The organism is Streptomyces sp. NBC_00224 (assembly GCF_041435195.1).
GTDB lineage: Bacteria > Actinomycetota > Actinomycetes > Streptomycetales > Streptomycetaceae > Streptomyces.
Genome location: NZ_CP108106.1, coordinates 6,239,354 through 6,263,153, shown reverse-complemented (window position 1 = coordinate 6,263,153; position 23,800 = coordinate 6,239,354). Strand labels below are relative to the sequence as shown.

The 23,800-nt window shown below is 71.9% G+C and carries 19 protein-coding genes; 8 read left to right on the top strand and 11 right to left on the bottom strand.

Annotation, left to right across the window (positions count from 1 at the left end; translation table 11 throughout):
- Nucleotides 1–26: 26 nt before the first annotated feature.
- From OG965_RS28135 to glgP, 3 genes are all read right to left on the bottom strand, one after another.
- On the bottom strand, nucleotides 27–659 hold the full coding sequence (locus tag OG965_RS28135) for a BMP family ABC transporter substrate-binding protein (RefSeq protein WP_371654842.1): 633 nt from the start codon (nucleotides 657–659) through the stop codon (nucleotides 27–29).
- Nucleotides 656–1,012: a hypothetical protein gene (locus OG965_RS28130; protein ID WP_371654841.1), complete on the bottom strand. Its 357-nt coding sequence runs from the start codon at nucleotides 1,010–1,012 to the stop codon at nucleotides 656–658. Before OG965_RS28130 ends, OG965_RS28135 begins: the two co-directional genes overlap by 4 nt.
- Nucleotides 1,013–1,079: 67 nt before the next feature.
- Nucleotides 1,080–3,716 (bottom strand): alpha-glucan family phosphorylase, encoded by a 2,637-nt coding sequence (gene glgP, locus OG965_RS28125; RefSeq protein WP_371654840.1) that lies wholly within the window; start codon nucleotides 3,714–3,716, stop codon nucleotides 1,080–1,082.
- A 506-nt stretch (nucleotides 3,717–4,222) separates the two neighbouring features.
- Between glgP and OG965_RS28120 the strand changes: the two genes are divergently transcribed.
- The 4 genes from OG965_RS28120 to glgB all read left to right on the top strand — a co-directional run bounded on the left by OG965_RS28120 (nucleotide 4,223) and on the right by glgB (nucleotide 11,815).
- Nucleotides 4,223–6,220, top strand: a complete 1,998-nt coding sequence (locus OG965_RS28120; RefSeq protein WP_371654839.1) for an alpha-1,4-glucan--maltose-1-phosphate maltosyltransferase — start codon at nucleotides 4,223–4,225, stop codon at nucleotides 6,218–6,220.
- On the top strand, nucleotides 6,217–7,944 hold the full coding sequence (gene treS, locus OG965_RS28115; protein ID WP_371654838.1) for a maltose alpha-D-glucosyltransferase: 1,728 nt from the start codon (nucleotides 6,217–6,219) through the stop codon (nucleotides 7,942–7,944). Before OG965_RS28120 ends, treS begins: the two co-directional genes overlap by 4 nt.
- Nucleotides 7,945–8,145: 201 nt before the next feature.
- Nucleotides 8,146–9,483, top strand: coding sequence for a maltokinase (locus OG965_RS28110; RefSeq protein WP_371654837.1), 1,338 nt, complete (start codon nucleotides 8,146–8,148; stop codon nucleotides 9,481–9,483).
- A 37-nt stretch (nucleotides 9,484–9,520) separates the two neighbouring features.
- Complete coding sequence (gene glgB, locus OG965_RS28105) at nucleotides 9,521–11,815, top strand: 1,4-alpha-glucan branching enzyme (RefSeq protein WP_371654836.1); 2,295 nt, start codon at nucleotides 9,521–9,523, stop codon at nucleotides 11,813–11,815.
- Nucleotide 11,816: 1 nt separating this feature from the next.
- On the opposite strand, the gene OG965_RS28100 is transcribed toward glgB, so the two are convergent.
- The 5 genes from OG965_RS28100 to OG965_RS28080 form a co-directional block, all read right to left on the bottom strand.
- On the bottom strand, nucleotides 11,817–14,048 hold the full coding sequence (locus tag OG965_RS28100) for a helicase (protein WP_371654835.1): 2,232 nt from the start codon (nucleotides 14,046–14,048) through the stop codon (nucleotides 11,817–11,819).
- Between the two features lie 160 nt (nucleotides 14,049–14,208).
- Nucleotides 14,209–14,544, bottom strand: a complete 336-nt coding sequence (gene trxA, locus OG965_RS28095; RefSeq protein WP_371654834.1) for a thioredoxin — start codon at nucleotides 14,542–14,544, stop codon at nucleotides 14,209–14,211.
- Nucleotides 14,541–14,972 (bottom strand): MerR family transcriptional regulator, encoded by a 432-nt coding sequence (locus OG965_RS28090; RefSeq protein WP_371654833.1) that lies wholly within the window; start codon nucleotides 14,970–14,972, stop codon nucleotides 14,541–14,543. Before OG965_RS28090 ends, trxA begins: the two co-directional genes overlap by 4 nt.
- Nucleotides 14,973–15,311: 339 nt before the next feature.
- Nucleotides 15,312–16,172, bottom strand: a complete 861-nt coding sequence (locus tag OG965_RS28085; protein WP_371654832.1) for an NAD(P)-dependent oxidoreductase — start codon at nucleotides 16,170–16,172, stop codon at nucleotides 15,312–15,314.
- A gap of 142 nt (nucleotides 16,173–16,314) precedes the next feature.
- A complete protein-coding gene (locus OG965_RS28080) occupies nucleotides 16,315–16,833 on the bottom strand; it encodes an Lrp/AsnC family transcriptional regulator (protein ID WP_371654831.1) in 519 nt (172 codons plus the stop codon).
- A 44-nt stretch (nucleotides 16,834–16,877) separates the two neighbouring features.
- Here OG965_RS28080 and OG965_RS28075 point away from each other — a divergent pair, with 44 nt between their 5' ends.
- Both OG965_RS28075 and OG965_RS28070 read left to right on the top strand, forming a co-directional pair.
- Complete coding sequence (locus tag OG965_RS28075) at nucleotides 16,878–17,792, top strand: NAD-dependent epimerase/dehydratase family protein (RefSeq protein WP_371654830.1); 915 nt, start codon at nucleotides 16,878–16,880, stop codon at nucleotides 17,790–17,792.
- A gap of 1 nt (nucleotide 17,793) precedes the next feature.
- Nucleotides 17,794–18,669: an aldo/keto reductase gene (locus OG965_RS28070; RefSeq protein WP_371654829.1), complete on the top strand. Its 876-nt coding sequence runs from the start codon at nucleotides 17,794–17,796 to the stop codon at nucleotides 18,667–18,669.
- 12 nt (nucleotides 18,670–18,681) lie between these two features.
- Here the strand turns inward: OG965_RS28070 and OG965_RS28065 are convergent, their stop codons facing one another.
- From OG965_RS28065 to OG965_RS28055, 3 genes are all read right to left on the bottom strand, one after another.
- The gene (locus OG965_RS28065; protein ID WP_371654828.1) at nucleotides 18,682–19,020 is read right to left on the bottom strand and encodes a hypothetical protein; all 339 of its coding nucleotides are present in this window, start codon (nucleotides 19,018–19,020) and stop codon (nucleotides 18,682–18,684) included.
- Nucleotides 19,021–19,034: 14 nt separating this feature from the next.
- Nucleotides 19,035–19,808, bottom strand: a complete 774-nt coding sequence (locus tag OG965_RS28060; protein ID WP_371654827.1) for a DUF2127 domain-containing protein — start codon at nucleotides 19,806–19,808, stop codon at nucleotides 19,035–19,037.
- Nucleotides 19,809–19,881: 73 nt separating this feature from the next.
- The gene (locus OG965_RS28055; RefSeq protein ID WP_371654826.1) at nucleotides 19,882–21,288 is read right to left on the bottom strand and encodes a cation:dicarboxylate symporter family transporter; all 1,407 of its coding nucleotides are present in this window, start codon (nucleotides 21,286–21,288) and stop codon (nucleotides 19,882–19,884) included.
- A 170-nt stretch (nucleotides 21,289–21,458) separates the two neighbouring features.
- Here OG965_RS28055 and OG965_RS28050 point away from each other — a divergent pair, with 170 nt between their 5' ends.
- Both OG965_RS28050 and OG965_RS28045 read left to right on the top strand, forming a co-directional pair.
- Complete coding sequence (locus OG965_RS28050; RefSeq protein ID WP_371654825.1) at nucleotides 21,459–23,051, top strand: ATP-binding protein; 1,593 nt, start codon at nucleotides 21,459–21,461, stop codon at nucleotides 23,049–23,051.
- Complete coding sequence (locus OG965_RS28045) at nucleotides 23,048–23,752, top strand: response regulator (RefSeq protein WP_371654824.1); 705 nt, start codon at nucleotides 23,048–23,050, stop codon at nucleotides 23,750–23,752. Before OG965_RS28050 ends, OG965_RS28045 begins: the two co-directional genes overlap by 4 nt.
- Nucleotides 23,753–23,800 lie beyond the last annotated feature (48 nt).

Below are 23,800 nucleotides of genomic sequence, written 5' to 3'. Positions count from 1 at the left end.
TGCGGTGCGGAACAACAAATTCCGGGCTAACCGGGTGTATTGACCCCCTGCTCGACAGCCCGGGCGACATCCGCCCGCACTCCGTCACCCGGCTTCACAGCCGTCACATTGGCCGCCGCGGCCTCTGAACCGACCACCACGAAACGGACCTTGGGGTGGGCCTTCGCCGCCGCCTCGGCCGCCGCCACCGGAGCCTTGCCGACCGCCACGACCACGTCGCAGGAGCGCTGGAGGAGGCTGTTGACGAACGGGGTGGCGTTGGCGGCGGTCTGCTCGCCCGTCACGGGGACGAAGTTGACGCGCGCGTGGGTGGCCTTCGAGGCGTCCTGCATTCCCGCCCACACCGGCGCGCCCTCCGTGCCCTCGGTGACGCCCTTGTCCCCGGTCAGCAGACAGGCGTCGACGTTCTTGTACTGCCGGGCCCGCGGATCCGGCGGCCCCGGCTTGTCGTCCCCGCCCAGCACCGAGACGAGCACCGCGGCGACGGCGACGGCCGCCGCCGCGCCCGCGGCGATCCAGATCCGGCGCCGGTGCACCCGCGCCAACGCCGTGAGCCGGGCGAAGCGCACCCGGTAGCGCGCGTATCTGTCCTTCTTGTCCTGCTCCTCCCGGGCGGCCTTCGCCGCCCGGGCCTGACGTACCTGCTTGACCTGCTTCACGCGCTCTTGCCGTTCTCGTTCGGGGACTGCCGGGTCGCCGGCCACGCCTTCCAGGCGTGCGCGGCCGCCCCGGCCGTCGACAGCCCGATGAGCAGCACGTCGGCCGCGAACCTCATGCCGTGCGTGGTGTCCGGAGTGGTCGCCAGCTGGAGCACCCAGGACACCCACACCGCGCAGAAGACCGCGAAGGCGACCCAGTCCGCGCTCCGGTGCCGCTTGATGGCGATCACCAGCGACGGCACCGGGCACAGCAGCCCCAGGGTCGCGAAGGGCAGCAGCGCGAGGCCCGTGCGCGCCGCCCAGGTCCCATACGGACGTATGGGACGAGCGGCGACATTCTCGGCAGGATTCACAATCGGACCTCGCAGTTCCGTACGGGGTGCATGGCAGCGGCCGACGTACGGTACAACCCATTCGCCCTCAGCGCATCAACACCCCCGCCCCCTCCCCCGTCGCCTCGGTCGGCAGCGCGACCAGTCCGATGTCGGTGCCGCCGGCGCCGTCGGCCAGGAGCCGGTGGGCCGGCAGGACGCGGACCGTGTAGCCGTAGGGGCCGGTCCGGTCCAGGGCCAGCGGGCCCTCGTACACCCAGCGTCCCTCCAGGTCCGGGCCGCCCGCGGGCTTCAGGGCGACCGTACGGGCCTCCGCGAGCGTGTCGGCGGCGTCCACCCGCCCCGCGACCGCCTGCACCTCCACATCGTCCGGCTGGAGCCCGCCGAGCCCCGCCCGCACCCGCAGGGCGAGCGTGGAACCGAGCTCCGCGTGACCGTTCGGCGCGGTCGCGGCCACCGCCTCCACGTGGTCGACGGCCACCTGCGGCCAGGCCGCCCGCACCCGGGCCTTCCAGGCCGCCAGCTCCCGGGCCGTGTCCGGATCGAGGTCACGGTGGGCGTGGGCGGCGGGCGCGTACAGCCGCTCCACGTACTCACGCACCATCCGCCCCGCCAACACCTTCGGGCCGAGCGAGGTGAGGGTCTCGCGGACCATCTCGATCCAGCGGCCGGGCAGCCCGCCCGCGCCCCGGTCGTAGAAGCGCGGCGCCACCCGGTCCTCGATCAGGTCGTACAGGGCGGCCGACTCCAGCTGGTCCCTGCGGTCCTCGTCGGTGGCGGAGCCGTCGGCGGTCGGGATGGCCCAGCCGAAGTCCGGCTCGAACCACTCGTCCCACCAGCCGTCCAGGACCGACAGGTTGAGGCACCCGTTCAGCGCGGCCTTCATCCCGCTGGTCCCGCACGCCTCAAGGGGCCGCAGCGGATTGTTGAGCCACACGTCGCAGCCCGGGTAGAGCTTCTTGGCCATCGCCATCCCGTAGTCGGGCAGGAAGACGATGCGGTGGCGCACCCGGGGGTCGTCGGCGAACCGCACCAGCTCCTGGACCAGCCGCTTGCCGCTGTCGTCGGCGGGGTGCGCCTTGCCCGCCACCACGATCTGCACCGGCCGGGTCGGATGGAGCAGCAGCTCCATCAGCCGGTCCCGGTCGCGGAGCATCAGGGTCAGCCGCTTGTACGAGGGGACGCGGCGGGCGAAGCCGATGGTGAGGACGTCGGGGTCGAGCACCCCGTCCACCCAGCCGAGCTCGGCCGTGCCGGCCCCGCGGGTGCGCCACGACGCGTGCAGCCGCTCGCGCACTTCGAGGACCAGCTGTTCGCGCAGCTCTCGCCTGAGCTCCCAGATCTCCGTGTCGGGGATGTCGGCGACCGCGTCCCAGCGCGCCGAGCCGCCCACGCTCAGCGCGTCCTCGGCGCGCCCGGCGCCGATCTGTCTGGCGCCGAGCCGGAACACTTCGGGCGCCACCCAGGTCGGCGCGTGCACTCCGTTGGTGATGGAGGTGATCGGCACCTCCGAGGGGTCGAACCCGGGCCACAGGCCCGCGAACATCTCCCGGCTGACCTCCCCGTGCAGGGTGGAGACGCCGTTGGCGCGCTGGGCCAGGCGCAGCCCCATCACGGCCATGTTGAACAGGTTGGGCTCACCGCCGGGGTAGGTCTCCATGCCGAGCTGGAGGATCTTCGAGACCTCCACGCCCGGCAGCTCGCCGTCGTCGCCGAGGTGGTGGGCGACCAGCTCGCGGTCGAAGCGGTCGATCCCGGCGGGGACCGGGGTGTGGGTGGTGAAGACGGTCCCGGCCCGCACCGACTCCAGGGCCGCGTCGAACTCAAGCCCCTCACCGGCGAGTTCGCGGATGCGCTCCAGACCGAGGAAGCCCGCGTGGCCCTCGTTGGTGTGGAAGACCTCGGGCGCGGGGTGCCCGGTGATCCGGCAGTACGCGCGCACCGCCCGCACCCCGCCGATGCCGAGCAGCATCTCCTGGAGCAGCCGGTGCTCGCTGCCGCCCCCGTACAGCCGGTCGGTGACGTCGCGTTCGCCCGGGCCGTTCCCCTCCACGTCCGAGTCGAGCATCAACAGCGGGACCCGGCCGACCCGGGCGATCCAGACCACCGCGTGCAGCGCGCGGCCGCCGGGCAGGTGCAGCGAGATCCGGGCGGGCTCGCCGTCGGCCTCCCTCAGCAGCGCGAGCGGCAGCTCGTTGGGGTCGAGCACGGGATAGTGCTCCTGCTGCCAGCCGTCGCGCGAGAGCGACTGGCGGAAGTAGCCGTGCCGGTAGAGGAGCCCGACGCCGATCAGCGGTACGCCGAGGTCGCTCGCGGACTTCAGATGGTCGCCGGCGAGGATGCCGAGCCCGCCCGAGTACTGCGGCAGGGCGGCGGTGATCCCGAACTCCGGCGAGAAGTAGGCGATGGCACGGGGCAGCCCCTCGGGCTGCTCCTGGTACCACCGCCGCCCGCCCAGATAGTCGGCGAGGTCGTCGGCGCAGGCGGTAAGGGAACGGACGAAGCGGCGGTCCTCGGCCAGCGCGGCGAGCCGGGCGGCGGAGACCGACCCCAGCAGGCGCACGGGATCCTCTCCGGCCGCCCGCCATCCCTCGGGGTCGACGGACTGGAAGAGTTCGCGGGTCTCGGGATGCCAGGACCAGCGCAGATTGCGGGCCAGCTCGCTCAGCGGCCGCAGGGGCTCGGGGAGGACGGGGCGGACGGTGAATCGACGGATTGCCTTCACGTGTTCCACCTTCGCAGGGGATGTACGCAACAGGGTGGACGTACAGCTCTGTTCGACTGTCCTTCACCCTCGAAGGTAGTGGGCGGGCGCCCCGCACTACCACGGCGCACGGAGGCGACCGCCCCCGGCGTGCGCCCTTGTGGGCGTCCCCCCGGGGGCGGGAGGCTGCGAAGGGCGCGGTCGGCCGCGCCGTACCACGGCGGGCGGGCGGCGATCCGGGCACCAACTGAACTTGTGGGTAGGCAAATTCTGGGGCGGTCCCGCCGAAAGACGGGGCCGTTTCCTTGTCTGAACCGTTACGCCCAGGTAGTTAACAAACCACCGGAATGCCCACTCGGAGCCTGTGGAAGGCTCCATCGGTAGGACGCCGTCTGTGCAACCGCTAACCGCCACCCGAGTGAACGCGGACAGGAGCGGCCATGCCCGCAGCCCGTCAAACGTCAACGGAGCAGTTACAAAGAGCAGACCCCGCCACGCCCCGCACCCACCAGCCACCAGGTGAGCCCGTGAATCTGCCCATCGGCCGTATCCCCGTCCTGGACGTCCGCCCCGCCGTCGACTGCGGCAGAAGGCCGGCGAAGGCGGTGGCGGGCGAGACCTTCATGGTCACCGCCACCGTCTTCCGCGAGGGCCATGACTCGGTGGCCGCCAACGTGGTCCTGCGCGACCCGCGCGGGCGGCCCGGACCGTGGACGCCGATGCGCGAGCTGGCGCCCGGCAGCGACCGCTGGGGCGCCGAGGTCACTCCGGCGGCCGAAGGGCGCTGGTCGTATACGGTCGAGGCGTGGAGCGACCCGGTGGCCACCTGGCGCCGGTACGCCGGGATCAAGATCCCGGCGGGTCTGGACACCGACCTCGTCCTCGCCGAGGGCGCGGCGCTGTACGAGCGGGCCGCGCGCGGGGTGCCGAAGACCAAGGGCCGCGAGGCGGTGCTCGCCGCGGTGGACGCGCTGCGCGACGGCTCCCGCCCGCCGGCCGCCCGGCTGGCCGCGGCCCTCACCCCCGAGGCCGACGCGGCCCTCGCCCGGTACCCGCTGCGCGAACTGCTCAGCGCCTCGGAGCCGCTGTCGCTCCTGGTCGAGCGCGAGCGGGCGCTCTTCGGTTCCTGGTACGAGCTGTTCCCGCGCTCCGAGGGCGCGGTGGTCCAGGCCGGGAAGCCGCCGGTGAGCGGCACGTTCCGGACCGCCGCCGAGCGGCTGCCCGCGGTCGCCGCGATGGGCTTCGACGTGGTCTATCTGCCGCCCGTGCACCCCATCGGCACCACGTTCCGCAAGGGCCCCAACAACAGCCTGGCGGCCGCGCCCGGCGACGTGGGCGTGCCCTGGGCCATCGGCTCGCCGGACGGCGGGCACGACGCGATCCACCCCGACCTGGGCACCCTCGACGACTTCGACGACTTCGTGCGCACGGCCCGCGATCTGCGTATGGAGGTCGCCCTCGACTTCGCGCTCCAGTGCTCGCCGGACCACCCCTGGGTGGACAAGCACCCCGACTGGTTCCACCACCGTGCGGACGGCACCATCGCGTACGCCGAGAACCCGCCCAAGAAGTACCAGGACATCTACCCGCTCGCCTTCGACCGGGACATGCCGGGCCTGGTCGCCGAGACCGTGCGGATCCTGCGGTTCTGGATGGACCACGGGGTGCGGATCTTCCGCGTCGACAATCCGCACACCAAGCCGGCGGTGTTCTGGGAGCAGGTGCTCGCCGAGGTCAACGGGACCGACCCGGACGTGGTGTTCCTGGCCGAGGCGTTCACCCGGCCCGCGATGATGCACACGCTGGCCCGGATCGGCTTCCAGCAGTCGTACACGTACTTCACCTGGCGCACCACCAAGCAGGAGCTGACCGACTACCTCACCGAGCTGACCGGCGAGGCGGCCGCGTACATGCGCCCCAACTTCTTCGTGAACACGCCGGACATCCTGCACGCCTACCTCCAGCACGGCGGCCGCCCCGCCTTCGAGCTGCGCGCGGTGCTCGCCGCGACGCTCGCGCCCAGCTGGGGCGTGTACGCGGGCTACGAGCTGTGCGAGAACGCGGCGCTGCACGGCGGCAGCGAGGAGTACCTGAACTCGGAGAAGTACGAGCTGCGGCCCCGGGACTGGGAGGCGGCCGAGCGCGAGGGCCGTTCGCTGGCCCCACTGCTGACCTCGCTGAACCGGATCCGCCGCCGCCACCCGGCGCTGCGGCAGCTGCGCTCGCTGCGCTTCCACCACACCGACAACGACGCGGTGCTCGCGTACAGCAAGCGCTCGGGATCGAACACCGTTCTGGTGGTCGCCAACCTCGACCCCCACCACACCCAGGAGGCCACGGTCTCGTTGGACATGCCGGAACTCGGCCTTTCGTGGCACGAGTCCGTCCCGGTGCGCGACGAGCTCACCGGTGAGACCTACCACTGGGGCAGGACCAACTACGTGCGCCTAGAGCCGGGCCGCGCGCCCGCGCACGTGCTGGTCCTGCGACCGTCCCCGCCGATCGGAGGGTCACCCACACCATGATCGTCAACGAGCCCGTCCACGACACCTTCGAGGACACTCCCGCCAAGGACCGCGACCCCGAATGGTTCAAGCGGGCCGTCTTCTACGAGGTGCTCGTGCGGTCCTTCCAGGACAGCAACGGCGACGGCGTAGGGGATCTGAAGGGCATCACCGCCAAACTCGACTACCTGCAGTGGCTGGGGGTGGACTGCCTCTGGCTGCCGCCCTTCTTCAAGTCCCCACTGCGGGACGGCGGTTACGACGTCTCGGACTACACCGCGGTACTCCCGGAGTTCGGCGACCTCGCCGACTTCGTGGAGTTCGTGGACGCCGCCCACCAACGCGGCATGCGCGTGATCATCGACTTCGTGATGAACCACACCAGCGACCAGCACCCGTGGTTCCAGGAGTCGCGCAAGGACCCCGCGGGCCCGTACGGCGACTACTACGTCTGGGCCGACAACGACAAGCAGTTCCAGGACGCCCGGATCATCTTCGTCGACACCGAGACCTCCAACTGGACCTTCGACCCCATCCGCAAGCAGTACTACTGGCACCGCTTCTTCTCCCACCAGCCCGACCTCAACTACGAGAACCCGGCCGTCCAGGACGAGATCCTGGCCGCGCTGCGGTTCTGGCTGGACCTGGGAATCGACGGCTTCCGCCTCGACGCCGTCCCGTACCTCTACCAGGAGGAGGGCACCAACTGCGAGAACCTGCCGGCCACCCATGAGTTCCTCAAGCGGGTGCGCGCCGAGATCGACGCGAGCTACCCGGACACCGTGCTGCTCGCCGAGGCCAACCAGTGGCCGGAGGACGTCGTCGACTACTTCGGCGACTACGCGGCGGGCGGCGACGAGTGCCACATGGCGTTCCACTTCCCCGTGATGCCGCGCATCTTCATGGCCGTGCGCCGCGAGAGCCGTTACCCGGTCTCCGAGGTGCTCGCCAAGACCCCGGCCATCCCCAAGACCTGCCAGTGGGGCATCTTCCTGCGCAACCACGACGAGCTGACCCTCGAAATGGTCACGGACGAAGAGCGCGACTACATGTACGCGGAGTACGCCAAGGACCCCCGGATGCGCGCCAACATCGGCATCCGGCGCCGGCTCGCCTCCCTGCTGGACAACGACCGCAACCAGATCGAGCTGTTCACCGCGCTGCTGTTCTCGCTGCCCGGCTCGCCGATCCTCTACTACGGGGACGAGATCGGGATGGGCGACAACATCTGGCTGGGCGACCGGGACGCGGTGCGCACCCCCATGCAGTGGACTCCCGACCGCAACGCGGGCTTCTCGTCCTGTGATCCGGGACGGCTGTTCCTGCCCACGATCATGGACCCGGTCTACGGCTACCAGGTGACCAACGTCGAGGCCGCCATGGCCTCGCCGTCGTCGCTGCTGCACTGGACCCGGCGCATGATCGAGATCCGCAAGCAGAATCCGGCCTTCGGGCTCGGCTCGTACACCGAACTCCCGTCCTCGAACCCGGCGGTCCTCGCCTTCCTGCGGGAAGTACCCGCTTCCGGCGGAGAGGGCGACGACCTGGTGCTCTGCGTGAACAACTTCTCGCGGTTCGCCCAGCCCACCGAGCTCGATCTGCGGGCCTTCGCCGGACGCCATCCGGTGGAGCTGATCGGCGGGGTGCGCTTCCCGGCCATCGGCCAGTGGCCGTACTTGCTGACTCTGGCGGGTCACGGCTTCTACTGGTTCCGGCTGCGCAAGGACTGCATCGTGATCGGCTAGTTCCACCCCGCCGAGGGGCGCCTCCGGGCGGCCCCGGGCGGGCCGGTTTCCTCCGGCCCGCCCGGGGCACTCTCCTCAGCGACGCTCCGGACCGCTCCCAGTGGCACACCGGACGCTCCGCGCGCCGCCGGACAGCCAATGCCGCAATCCGGGACACTCTGCGCACATCCTGCTGTGAGCCCGGGGAAAGGACGCGCTGCCATGCCCAAGGCCGCACCCACCCTGACTCCTGTCGCGCTACTGCCCTCGCTGGCGCCGCTGCTGCACGAATGGCTCCCCAGACAGCGCTGGTTCGCGGGCAAGGGCCGCCCGGTCACCGGCTTCTCGCTGGCCTCGGTCACCGAGCTGCTCCCGGGCTGTCTGCATCTGCTCGTACGGGCCGAGCAGTCCGGCGCCGCTCCCGAGCCCGGCGACGTCTACCAGCTGCTGCTCGGCGTACGGAAGATGCTGCCGCCGCCGCTCGCCCCCGCGCTCGTCGGCCACGCCACCGCCGGACCGCTGACCGGGCTCACCGTGTACGACGCGCTCCAGGACCCGCAGGTCGCCGCGCTGCTCCTGGAACGGCTGCGCACCCCGGGGCGGCTCGGCCCGCTGCGCTTCGGCTGCGACGCGGGCATCCCCGTCCCCGCCGGGCTCGCGCCCCGCCTCCTCGCCACCGAGCAGTCCAACTCCTCGCTGGTGTACGGAGATACGTTCATCCTCAAGGTATTCCGCCGGATCCACTTCGGGGTCAACCCCGACCTGGAGCTTCCGCTGGTCCTGGCCCGGCACGGGTGCCCCCGGGTGCCCGCGCCCGCCGCCTGGATCCAGACCGAGCGGCCCGAGCACGCCACGCTCGCCGTGCTCCAGCCGTTCCTGCGCGGCTCCCAGGACGGCTGGCAGCTGGCGCTGCGCGCGCTCGCCGACCGGCGCGACTTCACCCGGGAGGCCCACGCGCTCGGCCGGGCCACCGCCGAGGTGCACACCGCGCTCGCCGCCGCACTGCCGGTGGTCACGCTCGGCCGCGCCCAGACCGAGCTGCTCGCGGCCGCGATGCGCGAGCGCCTGGAGGCGACCGCGCGGGCGGTGCCGACGCTGCTGCCCCATGTGCCCGGGCTGCGGGCCGCGTTCGACGCGGTGACCCAGGTGGCCGGGTCCCGGCCCGCCCAGCGCGTCCACGGCGATCTGCACCTGGGCCAGACCCTGCGGACCGACGGCGGCGGCTGGGCGGTCATCGACTTCGAGGGCGAGCCCGCCCGGCCGCTGGCCGAGCGCCGCCGCCCGCAGCCACCGGTCCGCGATGTCGCCGGGATGCTGCGCTCCTTCGACTACGCCGCCCGCACCCAGCTCCCGTGGCGCCCCGAGTGGGCCGAGTCCTGCCGCGACGCGTACTGCACGGGCTACGCGGCGACCGCGGGCACCGACCCGCGCGACGAGCCCGAGCTGCTGCGGGCGTACGAGACCGACAAGGCGGTGTACGAGGTGCTCTACGAGGCCCGCCACCGCCCCGACTGGCTCGCCGTCCCGATGGCGGCGGTCCGCCGACTGGCCCAGGACTGACCCCGACCCCCGCACCGCCCCCGAGGAGGCCGTACCCGTGACCGCCCGCCCGCAGAACCCCGATCCCTCCCGGCCCGGCTCCCCCGAGTCGTCGACGACGGAAGCGCCGTCGAAGCCGAAGCGCGGCGGGAGCCACGGCGTACGGGCCGCGCGGCCGCTCGCCGCGGACGACCGCGCCCGGCTGCTCGCCGGGGCGCACCACGACCCGCACGCGCTGCTCGGCGCCCACTTGGTGCGCGGCGGCGTCGCGTTCCGGGTGCTGCGGCCGTACGCGCAGGCCGTGACCGTGCTGGCCAAGGGGCTCCGCGCCGAGTTGCACGACGAGGGCGACGGCCTGTTCTGCGGGGTGCTGCCGCTGCCCGAGGTCCCCGAGTACTCGCTGCTCATCGCCTACGACGACAGCGAGATCGAGGCCGAGGACCCGTACCGCTTCCTGCCGGCGCTCGGCGACCTCGATCTGCACCTGATCGGCGAGGGCCGCCACGAGGAGCTGTGGACGGCGCTCGGCGCGCGCCCGATGACCCACCAGGGCGTGCCAGGCACCCGGTTCACCGTCTGGGCCCCCAACGCCCTCGGCGTCCGTGTCACCGGCGACTTCTGCTACTGGGACGGCACGGCGTACCCGATGCGCTCGCTCGGCTCCACCGGCGTGTGGGAGCTGTTCCTGCCGGGCGTCGGCGACGGCGCGCTCTACAAGTTCGACATCACCCGCCCCGACGGCTCGCACACCCTGCGGGCCGACCCGATGGCCCGGCGCACCGAGGTACCGCCGGCGACCGCGTCGATCGTGACCGAGTCGCACCACGTGTGGCAGGACGACCTGTGGATGGCGGCGCGGGGCGACCGGCCGGTCCACGAGTCCCCGTTCTCGGTGTACGAGGTGCACCTGCCGTCCTGGCGACCACGCCTGACGTATCATCAACTCGCCGAGCAGCTCCCGGCGTACGTACGCGACCTGGGCTTCACCCACGTCGAGTTCCTGCCGGTGGCCGAGCACCCCTTCGGGGGCTCCTGGGGCTACCAGGTGACCGGCTTCTACGCCCCCACCGCCCGGATGGGCACCCCGGACGACTTCCGCTTCCTGGTGGACGCGCTGCACCGGGCCGGGATCGGGGTGATCGTCGACTGGGTGCCCGCGCACTTCCCGAAGGACGACTGGGCGCTGGCCCACTTCGACGGGCGCACCCTGTACGAGCACGAGGACCCGGCGCGCTCCGAGCACCCCGACTGGGGCACCCTCGAATTCGACTACGGCCGCAAGGAGGTCCGCAACTTCCTGGTGGCCAACGCCACGTACTGGTGCGAGGAGTTCCACATCGACGGGCTGCGGGTGGACGCGGTCGCCTCGATGCTCTATCTGGACTACTCGCGCGAGGAGGGCGAGTGGGCGCCCAACGAGCACGGCGGCCGGGAGAACCTGGACGCGGTGGCCTTCCTCCAGGAGATGAACGCCACGGTCTACCGCCGCTGCCCGGGCGCGATCACCATCGCCGAGGAGTCCACGGCGTGGGACGGCGTGACGCGCGCGACCCACCACGTGGGCCCCGGCGGCTTCGGCGGGCTCGGCTTCGGCCTGAAGTGGAACATGGGCTGGATGCACGACTCGCTGGGCTACGCGGCCCACGAGCCGGTCCACCGCAAGTACCACCACCACGAGATGACGTTCTCGATGGTGTACGCGTACAGCGAGAACTACGTCCTGCCGATCTCCCACGACGAGGTCGTCCACGGCAAGCGCTCGCTGGTCTCCAAGATGCCCGGCGACTGGTGGCAGCAACGCGCCACCCACCGCGCCTATCTGGGCTTCATGTGGGCGCACCCGGGCAAGCAACTCCTCTTCATGGGACAGGAGTTCGCCCAGGGGGCGGAGTGGTCGGAGACGCACGGCCCCGACTGGTGGCTGCTCGACCCGTCGTACTCGGCCGAGCCGGACCACCGGGGCGTACGGGACCTGGTCCGCGACCTCAACACGGTCTACCGCGACGCCCCGCCGCTGTGGCAGCGGGACACCGACCCGGCCGGCTTCGCCTGGGTGGCGGGCGACGCGGCGGAGGACAACGTCTTCGCCTTCCTGCGCCACGACGCCTCCGGCGCCCCGCTGCTGGCCGTCTCCCACTTCTCCCCGGTGGTCCGCCACGACTACCGGCTCGGCGTCCCCGACACCGTCCCCGCCTGGGCGGAGGTCCTCAACACGGACGCCGCGCGCTACGGCGGCGGCGACATCCGCAACGAGGACCCCCTCAAGCCGGACTCCACACCGACCCACGGGCAGCCGGTCAGCATCCAGCTGACCCTGCCGCCGCTGGCCACGGTGTGGCTGCGGCCGGTGTGAGTCAGCCCTCCAACGCCTCGGCCAGCGCCTTCGGCAGGGGCGCCGAGTGCAGCACGCCGAGCCGCTGGGTGGCCCGGGTCAGCGCCACGTACAGGTCGCTGACCCCGTACTCGGCCGGCTCCACCACCAGGACCGTGTCGAACTCAAGCCCCTTGGCCTGACGCGGGTCGAGCAGGACGACCGGGCGGGTCAGATCGGGCTCGCCCGGCGGGACGTCCGGGAGCGCGGCGTGCAGCGCGGGGTGGAGGGTGCGGGGCGCGACGACCGCGAGGCGGCCCGCCCCGGGGGTCTCCGCCTTCACCGCCTCGGCGACGGCCTGCGCGAGGGCGTGCGGCGCCGCCTCGCGCGCCCAGGGCCGCACCCCCGTGGCCCGTACCGAGCTCGGCGGCTCGAACGACGGGTCCACCGCGCGGCAGACCTGCGCCGCCACCTCCATGATCTCGGCGGGCGTACGGTAGTTGACCCCGAGGCGCACATGCTCCCAGCGGTCCTCCACGTACGGCTCCAGGATCCGCCGCCAGGAACCGACGCCCGCCGCGTCGGCGGTCTGGGCGGGGTCCCCGACCAGGGTGAGCGAGCGGGTCGGGCAGCGGCGCATCAGCAGCCGCCAGGCCATCGCGGAGAGCTCCTGCGCCTCGTCCACGATGATGTGGCCGAACGCCCAGGTGCGGTCGGCGGCGGCGCGCTCGGCGGCGCTGCGGTGGTCGGCCTCCTCGTGGCGGTCCGCGAACCGCTCGGCGTCGATGATGTTGTGCGCCGCGAGCACCTCGGACTCCTCGTCCTCGAACTCGAAGCTCTCCGAGCCCGCGGAGAGGTCGAGGACGCCCTGCGCGTACGCGATCCGGTCCTGGCGCTCGGCCTCGGCGGCGGCGCGGGCCGCCGAGTCGTCCTCGCCGAGGATTTCGGCGGCCTCGTCGAGCAGCGGCACGTCGGCCGCCGTCCAGTCACCGCCCTCGCGGCGGATCAACTCCGCGTCGATGTCCGCCAGATGGGACGGATCGGCCAGGAAGTCGGCGACGAACCGCTCCGGGGTGAGCGCGGGCCAGAACTCGTCGATGGCGGCGTGCACCTCGTGGCTGGTGGCGATCTCCTTGCCGAGCTGGGCGAGGTCGTCGGGGCCGAGCAGGTTCTCGCCGCCGAAGGGATCCGCGCCGATCCGCTCGGCGAGCTGTGCGGTGAGCGCGTCGATGATGTGGAAGGCGAAGTGCGGGCGGGCCAGATTGTGCGGAAGCCCGCTCTCGCGGGCGCGCCAGCGGGCGTCCTCGGCCATGGCCCGGTCGAGGCTGAGCGTCCCGTACCCCTCGTGGTCGATCTCGGCGGCGATGTGCGGAACGGTCTGCCGGTCGCGCACGGCCTCGGCCAGCACCTCGGCCATCGCACTCCGCCCCTTGACCTCGGCGGCGGCCGGGGTGTCGGTGCCGTTGGCGTGCACTCCGGGGAAGAGCTCGCCCATGGTGGCGAGCAGCACGCCGGTCTCGCCGAGCGCGGGCAGCACCTCCCCGATATAGCCGAGGAACGCCGGGTTGGGGCCGACGATCAGCACGGCGCGCCGGGCCAGCTGCTCGCGGTACGCATAGAGCAGATACGCCGCCCGGTGCAGCGCGACCGCCGTCTTGCCGGTGCCGGGCCCGCCCTCGACGACGAGGACGCCGCGCTGCGGGGCCCGGATGATTTTGTCCTGCTCGGCCTGGATGGTCTGCACGATGTCGTGCATCCGGCCGGTGCGGGCCGCGTCCAGCGCCGCGAGCAGCACGGCGTCGGCGTCCGCGCCCTCGTGCCCGGTGCGGGCCGCGTCCGCGAGGTCGAGGATCTCGTCGTGCAGCGCGGTGACCGTACGCCCCTGGGTGGTGAGGTACCGCCTGCGGCGCAGCCCCATCGGGGTGTACCCGGTGGCGAGATAGAACGGCCGCGCCACATCGGCCCGCCAGTCGACGACGAGGGGCGTGCGTTCCGTGTCGTCGCGACGGATTCCGATGCGGCCGATGTGGTGGGCGCGCCCGTCGGAAAAGTCGAGGCGGCCGAAGCAGAGCCCGTTCTCGCCGCCGTCGAGCGCGCTGAGCAGCCCGGACTGCTCGGCCACCAGCACATCGCGCTCAAACCGCGCCTGGAGACCGGTCCCGACCTGCGCCAGAGCGCGCCGCACCGACACCTCGGCCTGCTCGCGCAGGTCTTCGAGGCGTGCGTAGAGCCCGTCGATGAATTGCTGTTCTTTCCGAATTTCCTCGGTTGACAATTCCGCTCCTGACGCGATACAGTGCTTTCTGTAAGGGCTTTTCGTGTGTTTCCGAATGGTCGCACACGAAGAATCCACTATAGGCAGAGAAAAACCCCGGCCGCAATATCGGACCGGGGCATTTTTGTTTCTCCAGCACTTACGGGAACTGCGACCGGCACTACAGCACGTCTTCGAGCTCCTGCATCAGGCGACGCTTCGGGCGCGCGCCCACCATCGACTTCACCGGCTCGCCCGCGCGGAACACCATCAGCGTCGGCATCGACAGCACGCCGTACTTCACCGTCGTCTCCGGGTCCTTGTCCACGTCCAGCTGCACGACCTTGAGCCGGTCGCCCTCCTCGAAGGCGATCTGGCTCAGCACCGGCGCGAGCTGCCGGCACGGCCCGCACCACTCGGCGGTGAACTCCACCAGCACCGGCAGATCCGCCGCCAGCACCTCCGCGTCGAAGGTCGCATCCGTCACGACGTCCACACCCACGGCCTGCACGCTCATCCCAACCCCTCCTCGATACCCGTCATTTCGCACCCGGGGGCCCCGGGCACCAGCGAACCGGCCTCCAGCTCGGCGCGGGCCGTCTCCGCCCGGGCCAGCTGCGCGCCGACCTGGTCGCGTACGGACTGGAGCTGCCCGATGAGCCCGTCGAGCTCGGCCAGCTTGCGCCGGTAGACGGCGAGCGACGCGGGGCAGGTGTCCCCCGCCGGGTGGCCCGCCCGCAGGCACTCCACGAACGGCCTCGTCTCCTCCAGCTCGAACCCGAAGTCCTGGAGGGTCCGGATCTGGGTGAGCAGTCGCAGGTCGTCCTCGTCGTACGCGCGGTACCCGTTCTCCGCCCGGCGCGCGGTCAGCAGGCCGCGCGACTCGTAGTAGCGCAGCGCCCGGGTGGTGGTCCCGGCCCGCGCGGCCAACTCGCCGATTCGCATGCTGCGACGGTAATCCTTGACGCGGACGTCAAGGCAAGGGGAAGCCCCACCCCGCCCCTTCGCCTAGACCCTCCGGGGGTGGGTGGGGGGGTGGAGGTGGTTTCCCGGGGGCTGCGCCCCCGGACCCCGTTCGTCTGCAGGCCGTCCGTGGTTGCTCGCGCAGTTCCCCGCGCCCCTAAAAATGCGGATTCCGCGCAGCGGCATTTAAGGGGCGCGGGGAACTGCGCGGCCAGCCCACCACCGGCCCGCAGACGAACACGGGTCCAGGGGGCGAAGCCCCCCGGCCGCCCGCCAGAGGGCTTTCGGGAAGGGGTGGGGTGGGGAAAAACCGCCCCACCCCTACCCCCGCACCTCCTCCACCGTCCGCGACCAGTCGTCACCCCCATGCCCCTTCTCCACTGCCCGCCCCGCGATCGCCCGGACCGCCTCCAGGACCGTGACATCCAGGCCCCGGGTCCTGGCCATGTGCAGGATGTGGTCGATGCCCGCGACCTCCATCGCGAGGGTGCCCAGGTCGCCGGGGTGCGCGCCCGCGTCGATGTGCCCGGCCATCACCGCGGAGATGGGCGGCAGGATCGACGAGATCGTGTCCAGGTACGGGGCCAGCCGCGCCGCCCCCACCCCGTCCGCCCCCGCCAGGGCGTACGCGTGCACCAGCCCCGACATCGCCGTATAGAAGAAGTCGAGCATCGCCAGGTCGTACACCGCCGCCAGGCCCGGATCCTCGCCCAGGAACGTGGCCTTGCCGCCCAGTGCTCGCAGCACACCCTCGTGCGTGGCGAACGCCTCGCGGTCCCCGCTGTAGAAGATCAACGCCTCGGGCCCGCCGACCACGGTCGTCGGCACCATCACCGAGCCGTCGAGATACGCGATGCCGTGTTCGGCCGCCCACGCCGCCGCCGAACGGGACCGCTCGGGCGTGTCCGAGGTGAGGTTCACCAGGACCCGGCCGCCCTCGAACGCCCCGGCCTCCGCCACCGGCGCCAGGATCGCCTCGGCCGCGTCGTAGTCGACCACGCACACCACCGTCAGCACGCTCGCCCGCACCGCGTCCTCGGCGCTCGTGGCGTGGACCGCGCCCCGGGCCACGAGGTCGTCGCCGCGCCCGGCCGAACGGTTCCAGACGGTGGTCGGATGCCCGGCCGCGAGCAACGCGCCGGCCAGCGCGCGGCCCATGTTGCCGAGGCCGAGAACGGTCACAGGGGTAAGAGGGGTAAGGGGGGTATGAGGGGAATCCAGGTCGTTGCGCTGTGTCGTCATGCAGACGATCTTTCGCCCCGCCCCAACTCCCCACAAGTACGGACTTATTTGTCAGATACGCACTACGAGGTAAGCGTGCAGGTCAGCGGCCCGGCGGCAGCAGCGGCTTCCCGATCACCGGTGACGACAGCACGATCGACGTCGTCGTACGCCCCAGCGCCGACACCTCCCCCAGCACCTCCTCCAAGTGGACCGTGTCCGCGACCGCGACCTTGATGATCCAGCAGTCCTCGCCCACCACGTGGTGGACCTCCCGGATCTCCTCGCGCTCCATCAGCTCCAGCGTCCTGGGGTGCTTCAGGGTGTAGCCGCCGTGCGGGTTGACCCGGATGAACGCCTGGATGCCGTAGCCGAGCCGCGCCGGGTCGACCCGTGCCCCGTACCCCGTGATCGCCCCGCTCGCCTCCAGCCGCCGCAGCCGTTCCGTGACGGCGGCGGGGCTCAGCCGCACCCTCCGGCCCAGCTCGCTCAGCTTGATCCGGCCCTCCGACTGGACCAGTTCGAGGAGCTGCCGGTCCACCTGATCCAAGGCCGATGAGGAATCGTGGGCCAACGCCCTTGAACTCCGTGGTTCCTTCGGTACAGCGGACAGTTCTCCCATGTTTCCCCCTTCAGGATTCCACCCGCCAACGTAACACTGTGTACATGGCAAACGACATGGCAGAGAACACGCGAAACGTGCTGGTCATCGGTGGTAATCGCTACTTCGGCAAGCGGCTCATCGCCCGGCTCGTCACCGCCGGTGACCACGTCACCGTACTGAACCGGGGGTCCTCGCCGCCCCCTCCCGGCACGGAACACCTCGTCGCCGACCGCGACGACGAGGCCGCCCTCGAAGCCGCCCTCGGTGACCGGACGTTCGACGTCGTCCTCGACCAGGTCTGCTACACCCCGCGCCAGGCCGCCGCCGCCCGCCGCGTCTTCGCCCACCGCACCCGTCGGTACGTGATGACGTCGACGGTGGAGGTGTACGAGTACGAGGACTCGGCCCAGCCGGTGCGGGAAGCCGCCGTCGACCCCCTCGGCATCGCCTTCGACCTTGAACTCCCGTGGGAGGAGAACGACTTCCTCGCCTCCCATTACGGGGAAGGCAAGCGGCAGGCCGAAGCCGTGTTCGCCGCCGCGCCCGACTTCCCGTACGTCTCCGTCCGCGTCGCCCATGTCCTCGGCGGCGCCGACGACTTCACCGGGCGCGTCACCCACTACGCGGAGCGCCTCCGCGACGGCGAGCCCATCGCCGTCCCGGCTCCCAACCACCCCGCCACCTACATCAACGTCGACGAGATCGCCGACTTCCTCTTCTGGACGGCGGGGCAGGACTTCACCGGGCCCGTGAACGCCGCCTCGCACGGGCCGCTCACCACCGAGGACATCGTGGCCGCGATCGGCGGCGGGCCCGCGCGGTACCGGGCGGTGGAGGTCGGAGAGGTCTCGCCGTTCTCCTTCCGGCGCTCGTACGGCATGGACAACACCCGCGCCGAGCGGCTCGGGTTCACCTTCTCGCACACCGGGGACTGGCTCACGGACGCCGTGGCCGAGACGCTCAAGGGGAGCAACTGACATGCGGTACCGCACACTTGGAGACGTGAAGGTCGGCGCCATCGGGTACGGCGCCATGCCCCTGTCCATCGAAGGGCGGCCCGACGAGGCGCGCGCCCTCGCCACCGTCCACGCGGCGCTCGACGCGGGGATGACCCTGCTCGACACCGCCGACTCGTACTACGCCCCCGGCGGCGAGCCCGGTCACAACGAGCTGCTCCTCGCCCGCGCCCTCGCCTCGTACGGCGGTGACACGGACGGCGTCCTCGTCGCCACCAAGGGCGGGCGCGGGCGCACCGACGACGGGGACTGGAGCGTCGACGGGCGGCCGGAGCATCTGAAGCGGGCAGCGAAGGAGTCGCTGCGGCGGCTCGGCACCGAAGCCATCGGCCTCTACCAGCTGCACAAGCCGGACCCGGCGGTCCCGTACGCGGACTCGCTCGGCGCCCTGCGCGAGCTCCTCGACGACGGTACGGTCCGGCTCGCCGGGATCTCCAACGCCGACGCCGGTCAGATCCGGCAGGCCAGGGAGATCCTCGGGGACCGGCTGGTGGCGGTGCAGAACCGCTACTCCCCCGCCGTCCGCGACGCCGAGCCCGAGCTGCGACTCACCGCCGAGCTGGGGATCGCGTTCCTGCCGTGGAGTCCGCTCGGCGGGATCTCGCGGAGCTCGCTGGACGGGGCTTCGGCGATCGCCGCCGACTCCTCGTACGACGGGTTCCACGCCGTCGCTCGCGTCCGTGGCGTCAGTCCGCAGCAGATCGCCCTGGCCTGGCTGCTCGACCGCTTCCCGAACGTGATCCCCATTCCGGGCGGCAGCCGCCCCGAGTCCGTACGGGACTCGGCGGCGGCCGCCGATCTGGTCCTCACCGACGAGGAGCGGGCGCTGCTGCCGTGAGGGGCGCGTACGTCAGGCCGTGCGCCGCCTGCGGATCTTGCGGACGATCAGCCAGATCACCAGGACGATCAGCGCCACGAAGAGCAGGAAGATCACCAGGAGGAGGATGCCCAGCTTCTTGAGGAAGCTCTTCTTCTTTTTCTTCTTCTTCGGCTTGGCGAGCGTCACATGGGAAGCGTGGCCGGCCGTCTGGTGCGCCGCCGCCTGTGCGGCGGCGGGCGCGAGCGCGTCGGACGCCGGCTGCGCCGACACCGTCCGCACCACCGCGTTCGGCGCCGCCTCGGCCGCCGCCGGGGCCACCAGGGCCGTGCCCAGGAGGAGGGCGAGTACCACTGCGAACTTCTTGCTCATCGTTCCGGTTCCCTTCACGTCGTCCCCACCGCGAGACCGGCCGTCGCCTCGACTTCCATCAGCGACGCGCTGTGCCTCTCCGCCTCAAAGGCTGCCCGCCCGCCGCGAAGGCCGAACAGGCGCTTGGAGAGCAGGATGTAGAGCACGGCGAGGACGTTGAGCCCCAGCGTGACGATCTTGAGGTAGCTGATCTTCTCGGTGAGCTCGTAGATCTCCAGCGGCAGGAACGCCGCCGTGGCGACGACGGTCAGGTACTCCGCCCAGCGCTCGGCCCGCCACAGCCCGACGGCCTCGACGATCTCGATCACCGCGTACACGAGCAGCGCCGCCGCCACCGCCACCAGCGTGGAGTGCTTGTAGCCGAAGGACTTCTGGATGGTGCCCACGACGGGCGAGTGGTCGAGGTCGTAGTGGAAGTGCTGGAACACCGGGCGCAGGACGTCCAGGTTCTCGTCGAAGAGCCGGCGCACCGAGTCCTGGCTGTTGCTGAACTTCCACACCGCGGCCGCCACCAGGACGATGAACACCCCGCGCACCAGCCGCTCCACGGCCAGGAACCGCAGGATGAACAGGTCCCGCAGCACCTTGCCGCGCGGCACCAGCGGCGCGTCCTCGGCGGGCCCCGAGCCGTGCGGGGTGCCGAGGGCGAAGTCGCCGCAGCGCAGACAGCGCCAGGCCTCGCCGAGCCCGGTGTGGGCGCGCAGCCGCTGGCGCAGCTCCGCCTCGCTCGGCTCGTACGTCACATGCCCCCGGCGCGCACAGGTGCGCCGGTCCCAGTCGATCTTCATTCCGCTCGCTTTCCCCGCCACCCGCTTCCGGACGGACGCCCCGCACGGTAGTGGACACCTGTCCGGACGGCGTTCAGGGGGTGGCGGGTTCCCGCGCCTCGGGGACTTCCGAGGTGGGGGCGCCCTTGGCGAGCGTGACCTCCTGCTTCTGCGGCGCGGGCGCCGGGTCGGCCGGTCCGTGCGCGTCGCTCGCCGCGAACGTCACCTCGTCGAACGGGACCCGCCCCGCCAGGACCTCCTCGACCCGCGCCATGTCGATCTCCTTGGTCCAGGTGCCCACCAGGATCGTGGCGACGGCGTTGCCCGCGAAGTTGGTCAGCGCCCGCGCCTCGCTCATGAAGCGGTCGATGCCGACGATCAGGCCGACGCCGTCGACGAGTTCGGGGCGGTGCGACTGGAGGCCGCCGGCCAGGGTCGCCAGGCCCGCGCCGGTCACTCCGGCCGCCCCCTTGGAGGCGACGATCATGAACAGGAGCAGCGAGACCTGCTGGCCTGCGCTGAGCGGGCTGCCCATCGCGTTGGCGATGAAGAGCGAGGACATCGTGAGGTAGATCGCGGTGCCGTCCAGGTTGAACGAGTAGCCCGTGGGCACGGTGATGCCCGCCACCGACCGGCTCACGCCCAGGTGCTCCATCTTGGCGATCAGCCGCGGCAGCGCCGTCTCGGAGGACGAGGTGGAGAGGATCAGCAGGAACTCGCGGCCCAGGTACTTCAGCAGCCGGAAGATGTTCACCCCGGCCAGCAGGCGCAGCAGCGTACCGAGGACCACGAAGACGAAGAGCGCACAGGTGATGTAGAAGCCGATCATGATGACGGCCAGTGACTTCAGCGCGTCCGTACCGGTCTCGCCGACCACCGCCGCGATGGCGCCGAACGCGCCCACCGGCGCCGCCCACATCACCATCGACAGGATCCGGAAGACCAGCTTCTGGATGTGGCCGATGCCGCGCAGCACGGGCTCACCGGCGGAGCCCATGGCCTGGAGCGCGAAGCCGACGAGCAGGGCGATCAGCAGGGTCTGCAGGACCTGGCCCTCGGTGAAGGCGGAGACCATCGTCTTGGGGATGATCCCGAGCAGGAAGTCGGCGGTGGACTCGCTGGCCCCCGCCGCCTGCTTGGCGCCCGCGTGCCGGGCCGCCTCGGTGAGGTGCAGGCCGGAGCCGGGCTCCAGGATGTTGCCGACGACCAGGCCGATGGCGAGCGCCACGGTCGACATCACCATGAAGTAGCCGAGCGCGAGGCCGCCGACCGCGCCGACCTTGGCGGCCTTGCGGACCGATCCGACGCCGAGCACGATCGTGCAGAAGATGATCGGCGAGATCATCATCTTGATCAGGTTCACGAAGCCGGTGCCGATGGGCTTGAGCTCGACGGCCACCCCGGGGGCGGCGAAGCCGACGGTGATGCCGATGAGCACCGCGGCGATCACGGCGAGATAGAGATAGTGCGTACGGTCCCGCCGGGCGGCTGCTGCGGTCACGGGGTGCCTCCTACTGATTCCGTACGCGTCCCGCGCACGTGCGTCTGTGTCCCGATGGCTCGATGGATCTCCGCGACTATCCATCAGGCTGTGACGCCGGTCACCCTTGCGTGCATTTCGTTCACGCCGCTTGTCCGAACGGTGACCTGCGCGGGTGCACACTGTCCGGCATGCGCATACCCCGTCCCCGCAGCCTCGCGGGCCAGCTCTTCGCCATGCAGGTGGTGCTGGTCGCGGCGATCGTTGCGGGCTGCGCGCTCTACTCGTACGTCCAGGACCGGGCCCAGGCCGAGGAGACCGCCCGGCGCCAGACCACCGCGATCGCGACCGCCGTCGCCACCTCGCCCGCGGTGGTGGAGGCGGTGCGCTCCGCGGATCCGACGGCGGTCCTCCAGCCGTACGCGGAGACCCTGCGGCACACCTCCGGCGTCGACTTCGTGGTGATCCTCGCGCCGGACGGGACCCGCTGGACGCATCCGGTGCCCGGCGAGATCGGCCGCAAGTACCTCGGCGACATCCGGCCCGCGCTGCGCGGCGAGACGTTCAGCGAGACGCACATGGGCGTGCTCGGACCGTCCGTGCGGGTCGTCTCGCCGGTGCGCGACCACGGCCGGATCACCGCCCTGGTCAGCGCGGGCATCACCATCGACAAGATCAGCGAGCAGGTGCGCAAGCAGGTGGCGGCGCTGCTCGCGGTCGCCTCCGGGGTGCTGGCGTTCGGCGGGCTCGGCACATACGTGATCAACGCACGGCTGCGGCGGCACACCCACGGGATGAACGCGGCCGAGCTCAGCCGGATGCACGACTACCACCAGGCCGCGCTGCACGCGGTGCGCGAGGGGCTGCTGATGCTGGACGGGCAGCGCCGCATCGCGCTGATCAACGACGGCGGCCGGGAGCTGCTCGGGCTCGGCGAGGACGCGGTGGGCCGGTCGGTGGCCGGGCTCGGCCTGCCCGCGCCGCTCGCGGGGGCGCTGCTCGCGAGCGAGCCGAGGGCGGACGAGGTCCATATGACGGCCGACCGGATCGTGGTGGTCAACACCCGCCCGGTCTCCAGCGGCGGCCGCCGGGGCACCGTGGTGACCCTGCGCGACCACACCGAACTCCAGTCGCTGGCGGGCGAGCTGGACTCCGAGCGCGGGTTCACCCAGGCGCTGCGGGCGCAGGCGCACGAGGCGGCGAACCGGCTGCACGCGGTGGTCTCGCTGATCGAACTGGGCCGGGTCGAGGAGGCCGTGGAGTTCGCGACCGCCGAGCTGGAGCTCGCCCAGGCCCTCACCGACCAGGTCGTCACCGCCGTCGGCGAGCCGGTGCTCGCCGCGCTGCTGCTCGGCAAGGCCGCCCAGGCCCACGAGCACGGCGTCGAGCTGACACTGACCGAGGGCAGCGCCATCGAGGACGGGCTGCTGCCGCCCACCGTGCCACCCCGCGACCTGGTCACGGTCCTGGGCAACCTGGTGGACAACGCGGTGGACGCCGCGCAGGGCAGCGTCGGCGCCCGGGTCGCGGTCACCCTCACCACCGAGGGCCAGGAGCTGGTGGTGCGGGTCGCGGACAGCGGGCACGGGGTCGACCCGGCCGCCGTGGACGCCGTCTTCGAGCGCGGCTGGTCGACCAAGAGCCCGGGGCGCGGCATCGGCCTGGCGCTCGTGCGGATGACGGTGGCGCGGCACGGCGGAAGCGTGGAGCTGGCGCAAGGGCCTTACGGGGGCGCCGAGTTCACCGTACGGCTGCCGCTGCGCAGCGAGGCGGTCGCGGTATGACGGCCGCCGGAGGGTCCGCCGACGGGCCCATCAGAGTGCTGGTCGTCGAGGACGACCCGGTCGCCGCCGACGCGCACCAGCTGTACGTCGGCCGGGTGCCCGGCTTCGCGGTGGCCGGAGCCGCCCACTCGCGGGCCGAGGCGCTGCGGGTGCTTGAGCGCGTCGAGGTCGACCTGCTGCTGCTCGACCTCTATCTGCCGGACGGGCACGGCCTCCAGCTGGTGCGCTCACTGCGGGCCGCCGGGCACGGCGCGGACGTCATCGCGGTGACCTCGGCCCGCGATCTGACGATGGTGCGCGAGGGCGTCTCGCTCGGCGTCGTCCAGTACGTCCTGAAGCCCTTCACCTTCGCCACCCTGCGCGACCGGCTGGTGCGGTACGCCGAGTTCCGCGCGACCGCCGGGGAGGCCAGCGGGCAGGAGGAGGTCGACCGGGCCCTGTCCACCCTGCGCGCCCCGCAGCCCACGGCCCTGCCGAAGGGGCTCAGCGCGCCCACGCTCCAGGCGGTGACCCGCACCCTGCGGTCCTCGCCGACGGGCGTCACCGCGTCGGCCGCCGCCGAGACCGTCGGCATCTCGCGCATCACCGCACGCCGCTATCTGGAGCACCTGGTCACCACGGGCCGCGCCGAGCGGACCCCGCAGTACGGGCAGATCGGCCGCCCCGAGCTCCAGTACCGCTGGGTCGACTCCCGCCGCTGACAAGTGACTTGACGATCCGTCAGGCAATCACGGCGGCCGACGGGCCCC